Below are 2,441 nucleotides of genomic sequence, written 5' to 3'. Positions count from 1 at the left end.
GGCGTTCCCGGCGTCAGGCTGCCCGAGCTGAAGCAGCGCCGGGTCAAGGCGGCGACGGTCGAGGTCGAGGAGCGAGCGGAGGAGGGGCACGTGCGGTCCGACGTCGCCGTCGACAACCCGGTGCCCGCCCCGCCGTTCTGGGGCACCCGCGTGATCAAGGGCATCCAGCTCAAGGAGTACGCGTCCTGGCTCGACGAGGGCGCCCTGTTCAAGGGCCAATGGGGGCTCAAGGGCAACACGATCGAGGCCGAGGGCCGGCCCAGGCTGCGGATGTGGCTGGATCGGCTGCGGACCGGGAACCTGCTGGAGGCGGCCGTCGTGCACGGCTACTTCCCGTGCGTGTCGAAGAACGACGACCTGATCATCCTGGACGAGCAGGGCGAGGAGCGCACCCGCTTCACCTTCCCCCGTCAGGGACACGGCCGCCGGCTGTGCCTGGCCGACTTCTTCCGGTCGGAGGAGTCCGGGCAGCGGGACGTCGTCGGTCTCCAGGTGGTGACGGTCGGCTCGCGCATCGGCGAGGAGACCGCGCGGCTGTTCGAGGCCGACGCCTACCGCGACTACCTGGAGCTGCACGGCCTGTCCGTCCAGCTGGCCGAGGCCCTCGCCGAGTACTGGCACGCGCGCGTGCGTTCCGAGCTCGGCATCGCCGGGGACGACCCGGCCGCCCTGGAGGGGATGTTCCGTACCGAGTACCAGGGGTGCCGCTACTCCCTGGGCTACCCGGCGTGCCCGAACCTGAAGGACCGCGCCAAGATCACGGACCTGCTCCGGCCGGAGCGCATCGGGGTGCAGTTGTCGGAGGAATACCAGCTCCACCCCGAGCAGTCCACGGACGCCATCGTCGTCCACCACCCCCAGGCGAGCTACTTCAACGCGGGAGGCCGATCATGAGCTCCGTGCGCGAGGCGCTGGCACACGGCGTTCCCTCGTTCTCCTTCGAGTTCTTCCCGCCGAAGACCGGCCAGGGTGAGCGCGCCCTGTGGAACTCCGTACGCCGCGTCGAATCCCTCTCCCCCACCTTCGTGTCCGTCACCTACGGCGCCGGCGGCTCATCGCGCGAACGGACCGTCGAGGTCACCCGGCGCATCGCCGCCGAGACCACCCTGAGGCCCGCCGCCCACCTGACCGCCGTCGGGCACTCGGTGGCCGAACTGCGGCACATCATAGGCCAGTACGCCGACGCGGGGATCAGGGACGTCCTGGTGCTGCGCGGTGATCCGCCCGGCGATCCGAACGGCCCCTGGACGGCGCACCCGGACGGCTTCACCTACGCCCGTGAACTGGTGGAACTGGTGCGCTCGCTGGGTGAGTTCACCATCGGTGTGGCGGCCTTCCCCGAGATGCACCCCCGCTCGCCGGACTGGGACAGCGATGTCCGGCACTTCGTCGCCAAGTGCCGGGCGGGCGCCGACTACGCCATCACGCAGATGTTCTTCCACGTCGAGGACTACCTGCGGCTGCGCGACCGGGTCACGGCCGCGGGCTGTGACATCCCGATCATCCCGGAGATCATGCCGGCCACCGACGTCCGTCAGATCCGCCGTTTCGCCGAACTGTCCCACGCGGCCTTCCCCGAAGACCTCGCGCATCGGCTCGAAAGCGCCCGGGACGACGCCGCAGCGGGCCACCGGATCGGCGTGGAGCACGCCACCGCCATGGCCGGACGTCTCCTCGCCGAGGGTGCGCCCGGCTTGCACTACATCACGCTCAACAAGTCCACCGCAGCCCTCGACATCCATCGGAACGTGCTGTCGACGCAGATCACAAGGAGCGCCCGTGTCCGCTGAGTTCACCGATTTCAAGGTCGCCGACCTGTCCCTGGCCGAGTTCGGCCGCAAGGAGATCAACCTCGCCGAGCACGAGATGCCCGGCCTGATGGCGATCCGCGAGGAGTACGCCGAAACGCAGCCTCTCGCGGGCGCCCGCATCACCGGCTCGCTGCACATGACCGTGCAGACCGCCGTCCTCATCGAGACCCTGGTCGCCCTCGGCGCCCAGGTCCGCTGGGCCTCCTGCAACATCTACTCCACCCAGGACCACGCCGCCGCCGCCGTCGCGGCCGCCGGCATCCCGGTCTTCGCCTGGAAGGGCGAGACCCTCGAGGAGTACTGGTGGTGCACCGAGCAGGCACTGACCTGGCCCGCTCACCCCGGCCCGAACATGATCCTCGACGACGGCGGCGACGCCACCCTCCTCATCCACCAGGGCGTCGAATACCGCAAGAGCGGCACACTGCCCGCCGCCGACAACGAGGAACTCGCCGTCATCCGCGCCCTGCTCCAGGCGAGCCCCCTCGACTGGACGTCCCTCGCCTCCGAGATCCGCGGTGTCACGGAGGAGACGACGACGGGTGTCCACCGCCTGTACGAGATGATGCGCGACGGGACGCTGCTGTTCCCGGCGATCAACGTCAACGACTCGGTGACGAAGTCGAAGTT

At 69.7% G+C, this 2,441-nt stretch carries 3 protein-coding genes; all 3 read left to right on the top strand.

What is annotated here, in order from left to right; genetic code table 11:
• The coding region (locus AB0J12_RS39560) for a vitamin B12 dependent-methionine synthase activation domain-containing protein (RefSeq protein WP_363269651.1) at positions 1 to 894 on the top strand (894 nt) is incomplete at its 5' end.
• Positions 891 to 1,790 (top strand): methylenetetrahydrofolate reductase [NAD(P)H], encoded by a 900-nt coding sequence (gene metF, locus AB0J12_RS39555; RefSeq protein WP_363269650.1) that lies wholly within the window; start codon positions 891 to 893, stop codon positions 1,788 to 1,790. The genes AB0J12_RS39560 and metF, both read left to right, overlap by 4 nt.
• Positions 1,780 to 2,441 (top strand): adenosylhomocysteinase (locus tag AB0J12_RS39550; protein ID WP_363269649.1); only part of this gene is annotated, 662 nt, incomplete at its 3' end. The genes metF and AB0J12_RS39550, both read left to right, overlap by 11 nt.

The sequence above is a fragment of the Streptomyces sp. NPDC049915 genome (assembly GCF_040656475.1).
In the GTDB taxonomy this organism is placed as follows: Bacteria; Actinomycetota; Actinomycetes; order Streptomycetales; family Streptomycetaceae; genus Streptomyces.
The sequence above is the reverse complement of the archived record's forward strand: the minus strand, read 5'-3'. Positions and strand labels throughout refer to the sequence as shown.